The organism is Massilibacterium senegalense, from assembly GCF_001375675.1.
Classification (GTDB): domain Bacteria; phylum Bacillota; class Bacilli; order Bacillales; family Massilibacteriaceae; genus Massilibacterium; species Massilibacterium senegalense.
Genome location: NZ_LN831785.1, coordinates 242,196 through 260,163, shown reverse-complemented (window position 1 = coordinate 260,163; position 17,968 = coordinate 242,196). Strand labels below are relative to the sequence as shown.

General features: G+C 36.2%; 17 protein-coding genes, 1 pseudogene and 1 riboswitch. Of the genes and pseudogenes, 14 read left to right on the top strand and 4 right to left on the bottom strand.

Going from position 1 to position 17,968, the window contains the following annotated elements; all coding sequences use genetic code 11:
- Window positions 1-2: 2 nt before the first annotated feature.
- The 3 genes from BN1372_RS01975 (at window position 3) to BN1372_RS01965 (ending at window position 2,482) form a co-directional block, all read left to right on the top strand.
- Entirely contained in the window at window positions 3-1,595 is a 1,593-nt protein-coding gene (locus tag BN1372_RS01975) for a class I adenylate-forming enzyme family protein (protein ID WP_062197207.1), read from the top strand.
- 25 nt (window positions 1,596-1,620) lie between these two features.
- Window positions 1,621-2,070, top strand: coding sequence for an acyl-CoA thioesterase (locus BN1372_RS01970; RefSeq protein ID WP_062197206.1), 450 nt, complete (start codon window positions 1,621-1,623; stop codon window positions 2,068-2,070).
- Between the two features lie 127 nt (window positions 2,071-2,197).
- A complete protein-coding gene (locus BN1372_RS01965; RefSeq protein ID WP_062197205.1) occupies window positions 2,198-2,482 on the top strand; it encodes a DUF1294 domain-containing protein in 285 nt (94 codons plus the stop codon).
- An 81-nt stretch (window positions 2,483-2,563) separates the two neighbouring features.
- Here the strand turns inward: BN1372_RS01965 and BN1372_RS01960 are convergent, their stop codons facing one another.
- Window positions 2,564-3,091, bottom strand: a complete 528-nt coding sequence (locus BN1372_RS01960) for a 2TM domain-containing protein (RefSeq protein ID WP_062197204.1) — start codon at window positions 3,089-3,091, stop codon at window positions 2,564-2,566.
- 93 nt (window positions 3,092-3,184) lie between these two features.
- Between BN1372_RS01960 and BN1372_RS01955 the strand changes: the two genes are divergently transcribed.
- The 10 genes from BN1372_RS01955 (at window position 3,185) to guaA (ending at window position 14,545) form a co-directional block, all read left to right on the top strand.
- Window positions 3,185-3,766, top strand: a complete 582-nt coding sequence (locus BN1372_RS01955) for a TetR/AcrR family transcriptional regulator (RefSeq protein WP_062197203.1) — start codon at window positions 3,185-3,187, stop codon at window positions 3,764-3,766.
- 327 nt (window positions 3,767-4,093) lie between these two features.
- Entirely contained in the window at window positions 4,094-4,774 is a 681-nt protein-coding gene (locus BN1372_RS01950) for a PspA/IM30 family protein (protein WP_062197202.1), read from the top strand.
- Between the two features lie 92 nt (window positions 4,775-4,866).
- Window positions 4,867-5,895 carry a TFIIB-type zinc ribbon-containing protein gene (locus BN1372_RS01945; RefSeq protein ID WP_062197201.1) on the top strand — a complete coding sequence of 343 codons (1,029 nt, stop codon included), beginning with the start codon at window positions 4,867-4,869 and terminating at the stop codon, window positions 5,893-5,895.
- Window positions 5,892-6,668 carry a TPM domain-containing protein gene (locus tag BN1372_RS01940; RefSeq protein WP_074018100.1) on the top strand — a complete coding sequence of 259 codons (777 nt, stop codon included), beginning with the start codon at window positions 5,892-5,894 and terminating at the stop codon, window positions 6,666-6,668. The genes BN1372_RS01945 and BN1372_RS01940 overlap by 4 nt, the downstream gene beginning before the upstream one ends.
- Before the next feature lie 23 nt (window positions 6,669-6,691).
- Complete coding sequence (locus BN1372_RS01935) at window positions 6,692-7,663, top strand: SPFH domain-containing protein (RefSeq protein ID WP_062197199.1); 972 nt, start codon at window positions 6,692-6,694, stop codon at window positions 7,661-7,663.
- A gap of 236 nt (window positions 7,664-7,899) precedes the next feature.
- On the top strand, window positions 7,900-8,577 hold the full coding sequence (locus BN1372_RS01930) for a hypothetical protein (RefSeq protein WP_062197198.1): 678 nt from the start codon (window positions 7,900-7,902) through the stop codon (window positions 8,575-8,577).
- Between the two features lie 13 nt (window positions 8,578-8,590).
- A complete protein-coding gene (locus tag BN1372_RS01925) occupies window positions 8,591-9,550 on the top strand; it encodes an AAA family ATPase (protein WP_062197197.1) in 960 nt (319 codons plus the stop codon).
- The gene (locus BN1372_RS01920) at window positions 9,543-10,691 is read left to right on the top strand and encodes a DUF58 domain-containing protein (RefSeq protein WP_062197196.1); all 1,149 of its coding nucleotides are present in this window, start codon (window positions 9,543-9,545) and stop codon (window positions 10,689-10,691) included. The genes BN1372_RS01925 and BN1372_RS01920 overlap by 8 nt, the downstream gene beginning before the upstream one ends.
- Window positions 10,688-12,787 carry a transglutaminase domain-containing protein gene (locus BN1372_RS01915; protein WP_062197195.1) on the top strand — a complete coding sequence of 700 codons (2,100 nt, stop codon included), beginning with the start codon at window positions 10,688-10,690 and terminating at the stop codon, window positions 12,785-12,787. Before BN1372_RS01920 ends, BN1372_RS01915 begins: the two co-directional genes overlap by 4 nt.
- 46 nt (window positions 12,788-12,833) lie before the next feature.
- A riboswitch (purine riboswitch) is annotated at window positions 12,834-12,935 on the top strand.
- 71 nt (window positions 12,936-13,006) lie between these two features.
- Entirely contained in the window at window positions 13,007-14,545 is a 1,539-nt protein-coding gene (gene guaA, locus BN1372_RS01910) for a glutamine-hydrolyzing GMP synthase (RefSeq protein WP_062197194.1), read from the top strand.
- 61 nt (window positions 14,546-14,606) lie between these two features.
- Here the strand turns inward: guaA and BN1372_RS01905 are convergent.
- A pseudogene (locus BN1372_RS01905) lies at window positions 14,607-15,114 on the bottom strand (site-specific integrase); the annotation flags it as partial.
- Between BN1372_RS01905 and BN1372_RS15940 the strand changes: the two are divergent.
- On the top strand, window positions 15,102-15,245 hold the full coding sequence (locus BN1372_RS15940; RefSeq protein WP_456085397.1) for a WCX domain-containing protein: 144 nt from the start codon (window positions 15,102-15,104) through the stop codon (window positions 15,243-15,245). The pseudogene BN1372_RS01905 and the gene BN1372_RS15940 sit on opposite strands and share 13 nt — an antisense overlap.
- A gap of 335 nt (window positions 15,246-15,580) precedes the next feature.
- Here the strand turns inward: BN1372_RS15940 and BN1372_RS01900 are convergent, their stop codons facing one another.
- A complete protein-coding gene (locus BN1372_RS01900) occupies window positions 15,581-16,288 on the bottom strand; it encodes a conjugal transfer protein (protein WP_230198780.1) in 708 nt (235 codons plus the stop codon).
- A gap of 232 nt (window positions 16,289-16,520) precedes the next feature.
- Window positions 16,521-17,402: a class A beta-lactamase gene (gene bla, locus BN1372_RS01895; RefSeq protein WP_230198794.1), complete on the bottom strand. Its 882-nt coding sequence runs from the start codon at window positions 17,400-17,402 to the stop codon at window positions 16,521-16,523.
- Window positions 17,403-17,968: the final 566 nt, after the last annotated feature.

Sequence of the window (17,968 nt, the reverse complement as noted above, 5' to 3'; positions counted from 1 at the left end):
GGATGATTCAACATCACAAACGAAAAAAGTATCATTTGACTGTTCATCAACTTTTAGAAAACGCCTTTCAACTTACTCCCGAACAGGAAGCTGTTTATGATGGTCACCGTCGTCTTACTTATCGTGAATTAATGGAAGAATCTACAGCATTAGCTTACGGTTTGCAACAACTTGGTATTAAAAAAGGTGACCGGGTTGCTGTATGTTTACCTAATTCGCATGAGTTTATTATTATTTTATTTGCCCTATCTAGAATTGGGGCGATTCTCATCCCGTTTAATACCCGATATCGAGTCGATGAGATTGAATATATTTTACAAGATTCAGGTGCGAAAGTTGCCTTTTTTACAAAAGAATTTGATCATGTCCAGCATTTTAGCCAATTTGTTGAAGTTCAAAAAAAACTATCTTCGTTAGAGCAACTAGTGACGGTTCGTTTCGAAGAAGAAGGTTATAAAAGTCTTTATGAACTAATAAGAAACGGTAAAGCGTTTAAATCTAATTTTCCAGAAATAGATTCTAAAGAGGATGTTTTTGTGATTCTTTATACATCAGGTACTACAGGGAAACCTAAAGGCGTAATGCTTACACATCAAAACGTCATGTATACAGGAATTGTTGCCAAAGAAAAAATGAAATGTACAAAAGAAGATGTATTTTTAATTCCTGTTCCAGTATTTCATATATTTGGAATTGTATTTATTATCCATACTATTAGTGCTATGGCAAGAATGGTGCTAATGGAAAAGTTCAGTGCAAAAGAAGCACTAACACTTATTCAAAATGAACAGGTGACGGTTCATGCTGGTGTACCAAGTATGTTTATTTTGGAATTAAATCATCCTTCTTTTGAAACATTTGATCTATCTTCATTAAGAACAGGCGAAATGGCGGCTGCTCCTTGTCCAGTAGAGGTTGTTCGTAAAATAAAAGTAAATATGGGCTGTAACATATTAGTAGCATACGGATTGACAGAAACATCAGCTAATCTTACAATAACGGATTTTTCAGATGACGATGTGTTGAAATCTGAAACGGTCGGGAAAGCCATTGAAGGTGTGGAATTAAAAGTCGTAAATGCAAATGGAGAAGAAGTGTCAAGAGGAGAAGTCGGAGAATTAGTTTGCCGTAGTTTAGGATTGATGAAAGGCTATTATAATATGCCGGAAAAAACAAGGGAAGTTGTAGATGAAAATGGTTGGTTTTATACAGGAGACTTGGCCGCTATGGATCAACAAGGATATATACGTATTGTTGGGCGTTTAAAAGAAATGATTATTCGCGGAGGATATAATATATATCCCCGAGAAATAGAAGACATCTTTTATGAGCATCCAAGTGTGCTAGACATTGCCGTGGTAGGATTACCTGATTCTGTTCTTGGAGAAATTGTTTGTGCAGCTATTCGTTTAAAACCAAATCAAGACGTAGATAAGAAAAGATTAATCGAGTTTGCAAAACAGCGATTAGCAGATTATAAAGTACCGGATAAGATTATTTTTCTGAATGAATTCCCGATGACTGGTTCAGGGAAAATTTTGAAAATGAACCTTCAACAACGATTAAAAAAGGAATTACAATCAGAATTAAGATAAACGAAGAAGAAGGGGGTAGAAGAAAATAAGAAGTAATGAATTTCAACTAATGGTGAACTTTGGAGATACGGATAGGGCAGGAATTGTTTATTATCCAAATTATTTTAAATGGTTTGACATAGCTACTCATCAATTTTTTCGTAATATAGAAATGCCATTGTCAAAGCTTGATGCTGATCACGATATTATCATTCCATTACTAGACGTTGGTTGTACATTTGAAAAACCATTGTACGATGATGATGTGATTACAATTAAAACAGTAGTTGCAGAAGTGAATGAGAAAACAATTTTATTTAATCATGAAGTTTTTAAAGGTGACACAAGAACGGGGTACGGCCATGAACTTCATGGTTGGGTAAGGAGAACAGACGGGAAGTTAAAAGCTGTCCCTATCCCTGAAAACTTAAAAAAATTATTAAGGATGAATGAAGAAATGAAATCTCATCCTAATAATCCATGGTTAAGTGCTTGAGCAGCAGGGAAAAAGAATTAAATATCTGAAGATTTAAAAACAAGATATAATAAGTTATCTACGAACTAAGCATAGTGTATCTTTATATATACTAGAATGTAAAAAGTAGTAAGAAGGGGACTAGAAAATGGAGTTATTTTTCATATATTTCATCCTAATAAATATCATCGGTTTGTATGTGATGCACTTCGATAAACAAATGGCAATCCAAGGGAAAAAACGAGTTCCCGAAAAAATATTATGGAGACTAGCGATTTTAGGTGGAGGAATAGGCGTTACTATTGGGATGAAGTGGTTTAGACATAAAACGAAACATACCTCTTTTGTTATCGGTTTCCCAGCGTTAGCGATTATTCAAGTATTGTTTGTTTTATACATTTTAACAAAAGTAATAGGAGAAAAAGGCAGTTGAAAGGTATATTTCATTCTTTCAACTGCCTTTTTGATTTACTATTCTTATTACTACTTTCGATGATAAAGTCGCATTAAAAAATTATGCTTTTGGTGGTGCGATTATATAAGAAAGGGAGACTAATAGGTCGATTGCTAAAATAAAAGTCCAAAACTGAGAAGTATGGAAGAGTGCTATTGTTTGTTCATCCATTCCAAGTGAAAAAATCATAATCCATAAAAAAGCATTCCCGATTACATAGGCGTATGCATGTTTCAACCATCCTTTTATTTCTTGTTTTCTACGTTCCACCCCAACTTTCTTTTTGGGCAAGGATCCAGTTTTTAATACGTAATATTGAAAGCGTACGTCCGCCCATTCAATCATTTGTTTACCAAAAGCAATAGAACATCCAATATAAATAGCGGCAATTCCGTGTGCACTAGTAGCAGTTGCTCCTGCACGTAAATCAAAATAAGTTAATAGTAATAACAATAAATCAATAATCGGGACCATTGCAAAGAAGTACCAACTTAATTTTTCTCTTTTCCATACATATCTTGCAAATAGACCAGCCACGATGAAAATCCAAAAACTAATTTCTGCTAAAATAATCAGCAAAGTAATCATGAGGCATCTCCTTTTTAATACAACTGTATTTTTAAAAATATACCATGTTTTTTTATTTAATACAACTGTATTAAAATATGCTATACTAATCATATGCCGAAAATCGTAAATCATGAAGAACGTAAGGAGAACATTGCCAAAGCTACGTGGCGCGTTATCGGAAAAGAGGGAATAGAAGGAGCGACGGTTCGCGCAATTGCAAAGGAGGCGAATGTATCGCTTGGAGTTGTACGGTATTATTTTTGCACCCAAGATGAATTATTAGACTACGCGATGAGACTTGTCGATCAAAAAGTAAAACAGCGAATCGAAGAAAAAATGCCTCTATCTCTTCCTTTAAAAAAGTTAGCGATTGAAATCTTATTAGAATTAATTCCGACAGATTCTGAAAAATTACTAGAAATGCGCGTATGGCACGAGTTTATTTCGAGAAAATTACAAAAAAAATTAGCACTTGATGATGGTATTCAAGAAGTAGTATATAAAATATTGAACCATTTATATCAAGAAGGATTACTTAAAGATTCTATTCATTTGGAGATGGAAGGAATGAAGTTGTATGCATTAATCGATGGATTAGCACTACATGTGATGATGAAAAAAATACCTCTTGATTTAGAAACATTAAGGACAATCTTAGAACATCATTTCCATACTATATGGAAAGAAAAATAAGCACTAGTTATCGTTTAACTTTTGCTTATTTTTTTCTATTTTTTTATAGAGGGAGATGAAGTATTCTAAAAATAATCTTTGTTTTTAACGTTAAATTTTTGAAACTTCTTTTCATCCTTTATCGTATATATAAACGAAGCAGTCAAAATATTTTTTGTCCATTCCTTGCTCTAATAAAATTCGGAATAATCTAATAATTTTTATCGAACGATATCTACTAAGAAAGTATGTAATGATAAGGTAAAGCAAAGCGATGTTTGATGTTTCTGTAGAGTGGAATTCTAGTAAGGTAGGACTTTTAAAAAAGAACTCAAAGAGGTGGATAATATGGGTATGTTATCAAGATTCAAAGATATTATGGCGAGTAACATTAATGCATTATTAGATAAAGCAGAAGATCCAGAAAAAATGATTGAGCAATATTTACGTAATTTAAATCGAGATTTAGGAAAAGTAAAAGCGGAAACGGCTTCTGTTATGGCAGAGGAAAAACGGGCAAAACGAGCGTTAACAGAATGTCAACAAGAGATGGAGAAAATGCAAGTGTACGCAATAAAAGCGTTAGAAGCTGGAAATGAAGATGATGCTCGGAAGTTTTTAGAGAAAAAAACAGAAATAACAACGAAAGAAGCGGAATTACAAAAGGCTTATGAATTAGCTTCTTCTAATGCCACTCAAATGCGTCAAATGCATGATAAGCTTGTTGCTGATAGTAGAGAATTAGAAAGTCGCCGGACGATGATGAAAGGAAAAATGTCTGTTGCTAAAACGCAAGAGCGTTTAAATAAAATTGGTTCGTCTATTTTAGGTGCAAATGATTCTATATCTGCTTTTGAAAGAATGGAAGAAAAGGCTAATAAAGCACTTGATGCAGCAAATGCAATGGCAGAATTACATGCTTCTCCAAAGGACGACTTGAAAGATTTAATGTCAAAATATGAAACGTCTACATCCGATGTGGACGATGAACTTGCCAAATTGAAAGAGCAATTAAAAAATAAAGAATGATTATGTACATAAAAGCTGTAGATAGGGCTACAGCTTTTATCATGTAAAGATAAATCATAGAGCATAAATATAGAATAAGTGGGGTGATAGACATGGTTATCCATTATAAATGTCCAAGTTGTGGCGATGATATGAATTTTGATAGTGACACGGGGATGTTATCTTGTCCGAGTTGTGGAAGGAAAGATACGATAGAAGATTTTTCTGATGCGTTTATTACGACACACTTTTCAGAAGATGAGGCAAAAGAATACCATTGTCAAAACTGTGGCGCTGTTCTCATTACCGAAGCAGAAACAACCGCAACGAACTGTAGTTTTTGTGGTGCGGGTGTGGTGTTAATTGATCGATTATCTGGAACGCTGACACCGGCAAAGGTCATTCCTTTTACGATTAGTAAAGAAGAAGCGATAGCTGCTTTTAAAAAATGGTGTAAAAAGGGTTTGCTTACGCCTAAAGGATTCATGACAGCAGATCGAATCAAAAAGATTACAGGAATGTACGTTCCTTTTTGGTTGTACAATATTGATAGTGATGCAGAAATTGATGCAGTTGGAACGAAAATAAGAACATATACCAGTGGAGATTATATAATTACGGAAACGAAATATTATGACGTGTATCGTAAAGTGAAAGTGAATTATGTAAAAGTTCCAGTCGATGCTTCTGAAAAAATGAATGATGAGTTAATGGATAAATTAGAACCGTATGATTATAAACTTTTAAAAGACTTTAAAACCCCATATTTAGCGGGATATATAGCTGAAAAATATAATTATAATGATGAAGAGCTTTTTCCACGTGTAAAAGAAAAAGTACAGCCATATATCGAATCTTTTATTAGTTCAACGGTTAGTCAATATGCAACAGTTCAGTATAAAAATAAACAGATTCATATGGAAAAAGAACACGCCTATTATGTTCTGTTGCCGGTTTGGATGGTTTATTATGACTTTGAACAATCGGAATACACTTTTGCTATGAATGGTCAGACTGGTAAAGTAGTTGGGAAACCACCGATTAGTTATGGAAAAGTAGCCATGTGGTTTAGCGGTTTAGCAGGTAGTACATTCATTACGTTGAAGCTGATTTCCTTTTTAATGGGAGGTGGCTTTTGGTGAAACGAGTTAGTGTAGTAGGTTTCTTTGTTTTCTTTTTCTTTTTTTCATTCGCCATCATGACCGGAACAGCTGCTTCACCAGATAAACAAAGAATTTATGATTATGCCAATCTTTTATCGAAAGATGACGTAGAAGAACTTGAAACGTTATCTGCACAATTGAGTAAAAAAAGGGAAACGGATTTTATCATTTTAACAACCAATGATACAGAAGGTAAAGACGTCGTGAAATATATGCAAGATTTTTATGAAGAACAGGCATTAGGATACGACAAACCTCATGGTAATGTAGCTATTTTAACGCTTGATATGCAGCATCGTGAAGTGGATTTAGCAGGTTTTTATAAAGCAAAAACGTATTTAGATAATGAACGAATGAACTTGATTCGCGAAAGAATCACTCCTGATTTAACGGATGGAAATTACGTTAAAGCGTTTAAAACATTCATGAAAAAATCTGACGAATACATGGATTTTAAACCAGGTGTGAATCCTGAAAATATTTTGTTCAAGTGGTGGTTTCAACTCATTGCCTCCCTTTCAGTCGGTGGTATTATTGTGGGGATAATGGCTTACAATTCTGGTGGGAGAATGACGGTTTACGAAGGAACGTATCGAGACAATGAAAATTCCAAAATTTTAAATCGAAAAGACCAGTACATACGAACAACTATTTCTAAACATAAAAAACCTTCTAGTAATAATAGTGGTGGCGGTGGTGGTGGAATCACTAGTGGCGGTCATTCACATAGTGGTAGTAGAGGAAGTTTTTAACGAAAGGAAAGGGATGATTTCTAATGTTTTTTAAAAATCAATTTGCAAATGTTGTGGAGTGGGAAGAGTTTAGAACCGATATGATTTTTTGGAAGTGGAGTAACCGAGAAATCAAAAAAGGTAGTCGTCTTATTATTCATCCAGGGCAAGATGCTATCTTTTTATATAACGGAAAAATAGAAGGAATTTTTGAAGATGAAGGTGATTACAATATTGAATCGGAAATTATCCCTTTTCTATCAACGTTAAAAGGATTTAAATTTGGATTTAATAGCGGAATGCGTGTAGAAGTATTATTTGTGAACACGAAAGAGTTTACTGTAAAATGGGGTACCAAAAATGCGATTCACATTCCGACTGATGCGCTTCCTGGTGGGATGCCGATTCGTGCGAATGGTACGTTTAACTTTAAAGTGGATGATTATATTGCGCTGATTGATAAAATCGCTGGTGTGAAAAATAGTTATCTTGTAGAAGATATTAAACTAAGAATTACCTCTATTCTTGATCAGTTACTAATGAAGTGGATTTCAAAAGAAGGAAAAGATATGTTTAATTTACAAGCAAATGCGTTTGAAATTGCTAAAGGAATTAAAGAAGATTTAGATATGGAACTCATCAATCAAGGGATGACAGTTACAGGTTTTAATATTGTTAGTTTCAACTATCCAGAAGAAATCCAAAAAATGATTAATAAAACAGCTTCTCATAGTATGATTGGCGACCTAGGTAAATATCAACAAGTCTCCATGACAGAGGGAATGGCATCTGGAAAAATAGCAGGTGGCGGTGCAGCATCAGATATGGCTGGAATGATGATGGGAATGAATATTGCAAAAGAAATGATGAAAAACATGGAACAATCGAACGTTACAGGGGAAAAAGAAAGTTCACAACCTGTAGAAGTAAAGAAAAAACCGAATTTTTGCCCGAATTGTGGAGAAAAAACGGAAGGTGCTAATTTTTGTCCAAACTGCGGTGAAAAATTAGGATAATAGAAAGAAATCCTCCGTAAGTGGTTTTTTACTAAGGGATGAGATAAACCAAAAAAACTTCTGAAGCAAGCACTTCAGAAGTTTTTTGTTTTATCGCTTAAGTATCCTTATTTTTTTACTTCTGATAAAATAAAGGGCAAGAAAAGTCTTTCCCATCTTTTGTTTGATATCATCAAAAAGTCCTACCGAAAGAAGATGGTCGAGAAAGGCGAATGTTTAAACGGAGGAAAGTGCGGATGAAAGTTTTTTCTATTTTTGATAAATCGGATCGACAAGTATTATTGATTGTCTTTTTTATTGGTTTGGCTGGTTTGAATGCGCTAGTACCGTCGCTAATGTCTGAGCAGTTAGAGTTTTTAGGCGATCAGTTAACGACTCTAGCGCAGTGGATTTGGCATCTTTGTTACAATAGTTTTTTGTTATTTTTTGCGGTTTGGTACGGGTTGTTTATGGCGGACCATTTTGATGGGAAATTATTAATGATTCGAGAAGCGAAAGAACGTCGATACTGGAAAGAACATGTAAAGCCAGTTTTAGGAGCCGCTGTGTTGTTTGGTATCGTGGCACTTTTGGTAAAATGGGCGTTTGATTTTCCATTTGCTTGGAATCAAGCGATTTATCAAGGGACGACCGGTACGTTGTTTTATCAATTATTTTTCTTAATGGTGTTGGTTGTTTTATCGAAACTAATCAAGATTAAATCTCCGTGGGTGGCGTATGTCATCGTTGGATTGATGATGGGGATTGCTCCGTATTTAATGAAGTGGGAGTTTCATGGTTGGTTATATTTGTTGAAATCGATTGCTTTTTTTAGTCCGATTGGGATTTTTGCTAGTTATATTACGATGAAACGAGGGCTTATGATGGCAATCGTGTTTCAAACAGTCGCTTTTTTCATCGCATCTTTGATTTAAGGGGGGATCACAAGTGACCACATATCGTAAAGAATTGGTGCCACTCATTCAAAATATTGAAAAAGTAATTGTCGGGAAACGTCAAGCGATTTCGTTAATGATTGTGTCAATGCTAAGTAAAGGACATGTGTTGTTAGAAGATGTGCCTGGTGTTGGAAAAACGATGATGATTCGCGCGCTTGCGAAATCACTGGGGATGACGTTTAAACGGGTACAATTTACGCCTGATTTATTGCCAAGTGATGTAACGGGAGTGTCGATTTATCACCCGAAAAGTGCATCCTTTGAATTTCGTCCAGGACCGATCATGGGCAATATTGTGTTAGCAGATGAAATTAACCGAACATCCCCAAAAACGCAAGCAGCTTTGTTAGAAGCGATGGAAGAAAGTAGTGTGACGGTAGATGGAGAAACGTATGCTTTACCAGAACCACATATCGTACTTGCGACGCAAAATCCGATGGAGTATGAAGGGACGTATCCATTACCAGAAGCGCAACTAGACCGCTTTTTGATTAAAATGAATTTAGGTTATCCGACGTTTGATGAAGAACTAGAATTACTCCGACGTTCTACGGATAGTGAGCCAATCGATACGATAACGGAAGTGATGACGAAAGAAATGTTCGTTCGGATGCAACAACAAGTATTACAAGTTCGTGTCGACCGCGTGGTGAAGGAGTATATTGTGTTATTGGCACAAGAAACGAGAAAACATGCCCTCGTTAAATTAGGAGTTTCTCCGCGTGGCTCTTTAGCATTTTTGCATGCAGCACAAGCGCTTGCTTATTTATGTAATCGCGATTATGTCATTCCAGATGATGTGAAGTTTTTAGCTCCTTACGTAATGGCACATCGGTTAATTTTAACGGATGAAGCTCGTTTTCAAGGGGTAACCGTTGAACGGCTAATCGCATCGATTTTACAAAAGGTGCCGATTCCAGAACAAAAGGTGACGACATCGAATGAGTAGAGGGAAACGAGTACAGCTTTTGTTCTTGTTAGGCTTGCTTTTTATCGGAACGTTTTCTTACGCCATGATTGCAGGAGGAAAGGCAAGTTGGTTTATTTTTTATAGTTTTTTGCCGTTAGAAGTATATATTTTGCTTATTATTGTGTATCCATTTCAAAAGGTGAAGACACATCACCATTTTTCCACGACGATTACCGTACCGGAACAAAGTTTCGAGGTGACACTAGAACTTACGATGCCTATCTACTTTCCATTTTTTTATATCATAGTAACAGATCGCTACACAAGTCACGTCTTAAGGCGACCAGTGAAGCATCGTTTTATTGGTTATCCGTGGTTAGGACAAACGATACGTATCACATATATGGTGGAAATGAGTAAGCGGGGAGAATATACGTTTGATGAAGTGGAGATGCTTGTTTCCGATCCATTTGGTTGGTTACGACGAACGATTCCGTTAAAAACGACAGAAGTGGTAACCGTTTATCCAAAACTACAACCATTACACCATTGGGGGGAACAACAGATACGCTCCAATCGTTCCAAAGGAAGAGCATCTATGGAAAAAGATAGGTATTCGATTGTAGGAAATCGTGAATATGTGCTAGGCGACCGATTAAATCGAATTGATTTTAAAGCGAGTGCACGGACGGGTGAATGGAAAACGAAAGAATTTGATAATAGGGGCAGTCAAGTATTAACAGTTGTGTTAGACCAACGAATTGCAAATGGAGAGGAGTTCGAAGAGATATTGTCGTTCTTTTTTTCCATTGTGGCAACATTGTCGAAAATGAATCAAGTACAAATGTTGTTAAATGGAAAGTGGATGACAGAAACAGGAGCATCGTTTTCACCTGTCTTTTTACATGAATTAGCAAAAGCGCAATCGATATCTTCTCCTGCTTGGATTTCATCGCTTGAAAAATATCCGCTTGCACAAAAAAATTCGATGTTAGTTGTGACACATCAATTGTTCCCAGCGGATTTAGCATGGGTAAAAAAGCAAGCTCAAACGACTGTGTTATTTGTGTATTTTGTTGGAAAAACAGAAGCTGAACTTGAGTTAATGTGGAAAAAAGAACTAGCGCTGTTACGGATTCCATATGTTTGTGTACCAACTGGAAAGGAGGAGGCGAAATGAAAAAATTATTTCAACAGTTTCTTCTTTTTCTCTTCTCTTTCCTTTTATTATGGGAGTGGTTACGTCCGTTAACGGCAATTGTAGAAATTCGAGATATTACAGCATTTGTGCTGTTTAGTAGTTTTTCGCTGTTTTTATCTGTCTTTCAAGTTCCTGCGTACGTGTCGTTTCCGTTAAAAGTAACAGCGATGGTAGGAGTCGTTTATTCTTTTTTTTACCGTAAATATGCGTGGTTCGATATGGAATGGCTCGTATTATGGATTCAGAATACTATCCAGAATTTCCATGTTGTATGGGACGGAAAGTTATCCTTAATTGATGATGTTTTTCGGACGACGTTGCTTGTTATTTTGCTTTGGTTGATAACCTTTTTACTTCATTATTGGATTGTCAGCATGAAAAAAAGTGTGCTATTTATTTTGTTAACGTTTGTCTTTTTAGGATTAGTCGATACGTTTACAACGTATGATGCAACGGTAGGAATCATTCGGACAACGGTTGTCTCGCTATGTTTACTAGCTGTGCTTCAAGCAATTCGATTAGAAGAAGAAACAATTCTACAATGGGACCGTAAAAAATGGTATGCACCACTTCTTTTATTTGTTGTTGTTTCACTTGGACTAGCGTTTATATTACCATCCTTTCCGTCGAAATGGCCCGATCCGCTTGCATCATGGAACGAAAATCAGTATAAAAAAAGTAAAAGCGGGATAGATAAAAATGATGAATCGTTAGGTGGCCCATTTGAATTTAATAATGAAGAAGTATTTAAAGTGAAATCGCGTTATCCTGTCTACTTACGGGTAGAGCATAAACAAACGTATACCGGGAAAGGATGGAAAAGTAAACCAGCGCAATGGACGGATATTCCGTTTTCCCAATTGTCTATGCAACTATATGAACAAGTAGAAGCGAATCAAATACCAGTAGAAATTTTTGATCGAAAGAAAAAAGAATCGTTATTCATTCCGTATCCTGGAGAGATAGCTGATATTCGACCGACTCCGAGCGTTTCTATTAAACAAGATGCTGTAACTGGTAGATTAGAGTGGGAGTCGAAATCACAAGCTAAAGCGATTTCTCGGTATGAAATGACGTATTATCTTCCTTCTTATACAGAAGAAGACTTACGCCAGATAACATCGATGGATGAAAGTCAATTTACTGAACTTCCATCTACTGTTCCGCAGCGGGTGAAAGATTTGGCCGTTACGTTAACAAAAGGGCAACCGACGTATTACGATAAAGTAAAAGCGATTGAACAATATTTTCAATCCGATGATTTTACGTACGAAATAGAAGATGTCGCGGTTCCTAAAGGTGGACAAGATTATGTCGATCAATTTTTGTTTGATACGAAAAAAGGGTATTGTGATAATTACTCGACGTCGATGGTTGTTCTATTGCGAAGTATCGGTATTGAATCACGCTGGGTAAAAGGGTACCGTCAAGGGGACGTGATTCAAAGTGATGTGTCGCAACAAGTGTACCAAGTAACAAATGCGAATGCTCATTCTTGGGTAGAAGTGTATTTTGATGGATACGGATGGGTACCATTTGAACCAACAAAAGGAATGGTAAACCCTATTCAAATTCCAACGCAACAAATCGAAACAACAGAACAACCAGAAGTACAAGAACTACCAGCGGAACAAAAAGTAGAAGAGAAACAAGAAAAAGAAGAAAAGCAACCGAAAGAACAACAAGTGAACACAGAACGTATGCAGTGGGGGAGATTCTTTTTTGTTGGTGTGATTGTTTTATTGCTTGTTGGAATCGTTGTTCTTTATTGGAAACGAAAACGCTGGTTACACAAACTGTTATTTGGCCGGGTTCAGAATTTTGATTCGAACGACACTTTTATGATGGCATATGAACGGTTATTGGTTAGTCTAAAATGGTTAAAACGATTAAAGAAAAAGCCATACGAAACAGATCGTGAATTTGCGATGCGTATAGAAAATGAATTAAATGTAGAGGAACTATTGCCTTTAACGACAACGTATGAAAAAATAAAATACGGAAAACAAATACATGAATCATGGGATGTAGAGCGGGAATTATATGAAAATGTAGTTAATAAGATTCTATCTTGACCGACTTCTACTCGATTGATAGAATAAATCCGTATTTGATTGACACGTTCAGAAATGCTCTTTCCTTCGTATAGTCCTGCAAATAGGGTGCGGGAGTCTCTACTGAATTGCCGTAAACAATTCAACTATGAAGGCAGAAACGATATCGCTCGCTGCTCTAACATACAGTAGGAAGGCGCTTCTAACATAAAAAATTTGATGAGCTAAGAGGTGGAACTAATGGAATCTATGAACGAAATGATTGTTGTTCTTGACTTTGGTGGACAATACAATCAATTAATTGCTCGTCGTATTCGTGATTTAGGGGTATACAGTGAATTAAAACCCCACACGATGACAGCAGAAGAATTAAAAAAATTAAATCCAAAAGGGATCATTTTCTCTGGTGGACCAAATAGTGTTTATGCAGATGGTGCATTCCGGTGTGATGAGAAAATTTTTGACTTAAATATTCCTATTTTAGGTATTTGCTACGGCATGCAATTAATGACGCATTACTTAGAAGGAAAAGTAGAAAAAGCAAATCACCGTGAATACGGGAAAGCAACGATTGAAGTAAGCAACCAATCGAAATTATATAACGAATTACCGAACGAACAAGTAGTTTGGATGAGCCATGGTGATTTAGTTATAGACGTACCAGAAGGATTTGTGGTAGATGCAACGAGTAAAAGTTGCCCAGTAGCAGCAATGAGTAACGAAGCTCGCCAATTGTACGGGGTACAATTCCATCCAGAAGTTCGTCATAGTGAATATGGAAATGAACTTTTGAAAAATTTCGTATTTAATATTTGTAAATGTGAAGGAAATTGGACAACAGAAAACTTTATTGAAGATGAAATTCAAAAAATTCGCGATAAAGTTGGCGACCGTAAAGTACTTTGTGCTTTAAGTGGTGGCGTTGATTCTTCTGTTGTAGCTGTTTTAGTTCATAAAGCAATCGGCGATCAATTAACATGTATGTTCGTAGACCACGGTTTATTACGCAAAGGAGAAGCAGATAGCGTAATGAAAACGTTCGGTGAACAATTCCACATGAATTTAATTAAAATCGATGCTAGTGAACGCTTTTTAACAAAATTAACAGGGGTAGCAGACCCAGAACAAAAACGTAAAATCATCGGTAACGAATTTATTTATGTGTTTGAAGAAGAGTCAAATAAATTAGAAGGCATCGATTTCTTAGCGCAAGGAACGTTATATACAGATGTGATCGAAAGTGGTACGGCAACTGCTCAAACGATTAAATCCCACCATAACGTAGGTGGATTACCAGAAGACATGAAATTTGAATTAATTGAACCACTAGATACATTGTTTAAAGACGAAGTTCGTAAAGTGGGAACAGAGTTAGGAATTCCTGATGAAATCGTTTGGCGTCAACCATTCCCAGGACCAGGTCTTGGTATTCGTGTACTAGGAGAAGTAACGGAAGAAAAATTAGAAATCGTTCGGGAATCAGATGCCATTTTACGCGAAGAAATTAAAAATGCTGGTTTAGAGCGTGACGTTTGGCAATACTTTACTGTACTTCCGGGAATGCGAAGCGTTGGAGTAATGGGTGATGCTCGTACGTATGACTACACAATTGGTATCCGAGCTGTTACGTCTATTGACGGAATGACTAGTGACTGGGCGCGTATTCCATACGATGTGCTTGAAAAAATCTCAACACGTATTGTAAATGAAGTGGCGCACGTAAACCGCGTAGTGTATGATGTAACATCTAAGCCACCTTCCACTATTGAGTGGGAGTAGTTGTAGGAGAGCTAGAAACCCCTTTGTGTATCAAGGGTTTTTGGCTCTTTTTAATTTTCCATTGCACTTTTTGTTTTTGCTTTCTTAAATAGTTAACAGTGAATTGATTTTTTGGTGAGGAATCATAGTTTTGTTCTGCTTGCTTGAATGTTATGATTCCGTTTAGTTTGTTAGCTACTTCAAAGTTACTATTTGGATAGAGGTGTCCATATGTTCCTAAAGTCGTTTCAATATCTTCATGTCCTAGACGGTCTTTAATGATGAGTGGATTTTCTCCCATACTAATAAGCAACGAAGCATGAGAATGACGCAATCCATGAATTCTGATTCGGTGTACTCCAGCTTTTTTTGCATACCGATCAATGGCATAGGAGATGGTATGCTTCTGCGTAGGAATCCCGTTATAGCTCATAATATAGCCTGTTTTAACAACTTTTTGCTGGACGTTCTTCCATGTTATTAGTAGAACCAAGGCAAGTAGCCGGCACAATGCGTCGGATACTTTCTTTAGTTTTCGGTTCAGTAAAACGATAATCGCTTTGATTCTTGTAATAAAGTGTTTTATCAATTTATAGAAAACGAATACTACTACAGTATTCTTTTCAGTTTTGGGAACAAATGTGAGTGTCTAGCACCATCACATATCCGTACAGAAATGAAGCGTAGAATACATGAAATAGCTACCATATATGAAGGTTAATGATCAAATATATTTACCGTTTTTCTTCAAATAATCTTATATAGTAGACGTATCCGCCCAATAGAAGTTAAAATAAGTGGGACCCATTTTAAAGTTTCATCTATTATATCGCGCATTAAAACGGAAAGTCAGCTTACAAAAGGGATAAAAAAGTATTTGACTAGCCGTATGAAATAAATTTAAAAAAGAAAAACAATGAATTACTTTAGGGTGGCAATTATAAAATCATTTTTATTTCGATTTTTGTATAAATAAGGTTGATAAGAAACACCACTTATTCCTTTTCTGGTAAATAAGTGGTGTATTTTTATACAAGTAGATATACTAGATTATTTTCATTCTACAATCATCCAGTTCCTGTCTTTTTCTAAAATCAATTCATACTGTGAGTATTGTGTTGCCTTGGTTATCTCATCTAAATATTTTACTGTGACCCAGACTTTTATTTGATTCTCTTTTTCTTGAAATACAGGATTGATTATTTCAGAAAGGACATACGCATGATTAATTAATGGCAAAGCATGATTTTTCACATAATAGGCAAGTTCTTTATCCGTGGCAGTCGGGTAAAACGAAAAAAATGTCTCCAAAAACTCGGTCACTTCTTGCACCGTGTCAGAATCGACTGTTCCATTACTTTCAGATTGTTGTGGCTCATAATCTGATTTATTCGGTATGCTCCAAAAAGTAGGGTTTTGTGTAATTACTAAATTTCCTACACTATCTTGATGAAGCAAAATTCGATGGGTGGAACGAATTTGCTGAATATCTTTATTTTCTATAATCTTTTGATCTACCGAATATACAACTGCATAGGTATTATAACTTTCTGGTGATACTGACCAGATATTAATATTATTCACGCTTGAACTAGTAGGAATATCATCCCTTATGGTATCGGTATTTAATGCTTGTAAATCCTCTGTCAAATAGTCATTGATTTTTTCAGCTCGCTGTTCAATGGAACCTTTTTCGTTTTTCCAAGTGTAATAATCCTTCACAAAGTTTTTCGTAAAGCTCTCAATCGCATTCGTATCTAGCATCTTGGTTTCAATGACTTCTCTTTCATGGATCGTATGCTGATCAATTGCTGTAAAGTTTTTATAAATTCTAAAGGTTAGACTACCAATGAGTAGTACCCATAAAATAGTTACTGTTTTCTTGCGTGTACCGTAAAGGTGCGCTATTTTTTATATTTCGGGCTTACTATATGGGAAACGCATACTCAAAATTGCTTCAGTCCTTCCAACTCCTTGGTAAAAATTAGTCAGCCTCTCATTCCTTTAGAGCGTTAAGTGCGACCTTAGCAGCCTGCGAGATCAGTGTATCGTCATACTCGGCATCCTCCGTATTATGTCTAGAAAGAATCACAATGACAATTGGTTCTCTGTTTGGCGGCCAAACAATAGCAACGTCATTCCTTGTCCCATAACCTCCAGCCCCACTCTTATCACCAACCTCCCAGCCTTCAGGTGCGCCTGCACGAATTAGTGTATCTCCTGTAGCATTGCCTTTTAGCCAATCCGTGAACAATTCATGTTTATCGTTGGAAAGTAAGTCGCTGACTGCGAAAGCCTGAAGACTGGTTGCAAGAGCTCTTGGTGTGCTGGTGTCACGAGTGTCTCCCGGGGTGAAATAATTTAAATCTGGTTCAAAGCGATCGGCCTTGGTAACGTTATCACCTATTTCTCTTAAAGCCTGTTCAAATCCTTTAGGACCTCCCAATGCCTCCAATAAGAGGTTCCCCGCGGTGTTATCACTGAACCGGACCGCCGCCTCACTTAATTCCAAAAGGGTCATCCCGGTATCCACGTGTTTCTCTGTAATCGGAGAATAGGTAACCAAATCCTCCTCGGTGTAAGTAATAACTTCCTTAAGCTCTTCCAAAGAGTTCTGCTGTAGCAAGATGGCTGCGGCTAAAGCTTTGTAAGTAGATGCAAAAGCGAAGCGCTCTTCTGATCTATATTCAATAGTCTGATTCGAGCCCGTATCGATCGCATAGACACCAATCCGAGCGTCAAACTCATTCTCGAGTTGGGTAAACTTTTCATCTGTATTTGCTGTTTGTCCTACTTCATTCTCCTCTTTAGACAGAGCATTAGTCGAATTGTCTTTATCTACGCAAGCAGTGAGTGTAATCACTGCGACCAACAACATAAGCAGTGTAAAATGATGCATGCTGAATTTGTGTTTATATGCTTTTATCAAATTCATAACCTCTTTCTAGTTTTTATCTATCCAAAATATAACTGGCTTCTTTTACCTAGCAATGATGAAATGTGTACTGTTTTCATTGATTGCTAATAAAAAAATATTAATTTGTTGGCTGGTTACTGTACCTTTACTTACAGAGCCAATTCAAAATCACAGATGTAGCCACGTAATACCCAATATTTACCTCCTCTAATTATCATTAGACTACAGCTGTAGTCTAATATTACGATCGTAGTCCATGAATGTCAATCACTTTAAACTAAAAAGTTCTTACTCTTCCTTTCAGGAAAAGATCATAAAGTCCATCATGCTCTAAGGCTATTGGTTTCAACCCTTTATCCAAAAAGTTGATAAATTGATAAACTAGTAATGAAATGTTAAACTTCGAGTACCACAGAGATGTTATAAAACTACAAAAGGATAAGGAAAATAGGAAACAAATTGGTGATTACTTTTATGGAATAAATCACAATAAAAGTAGTTAAAATTTCTTGAAAGGAATCAGCAGA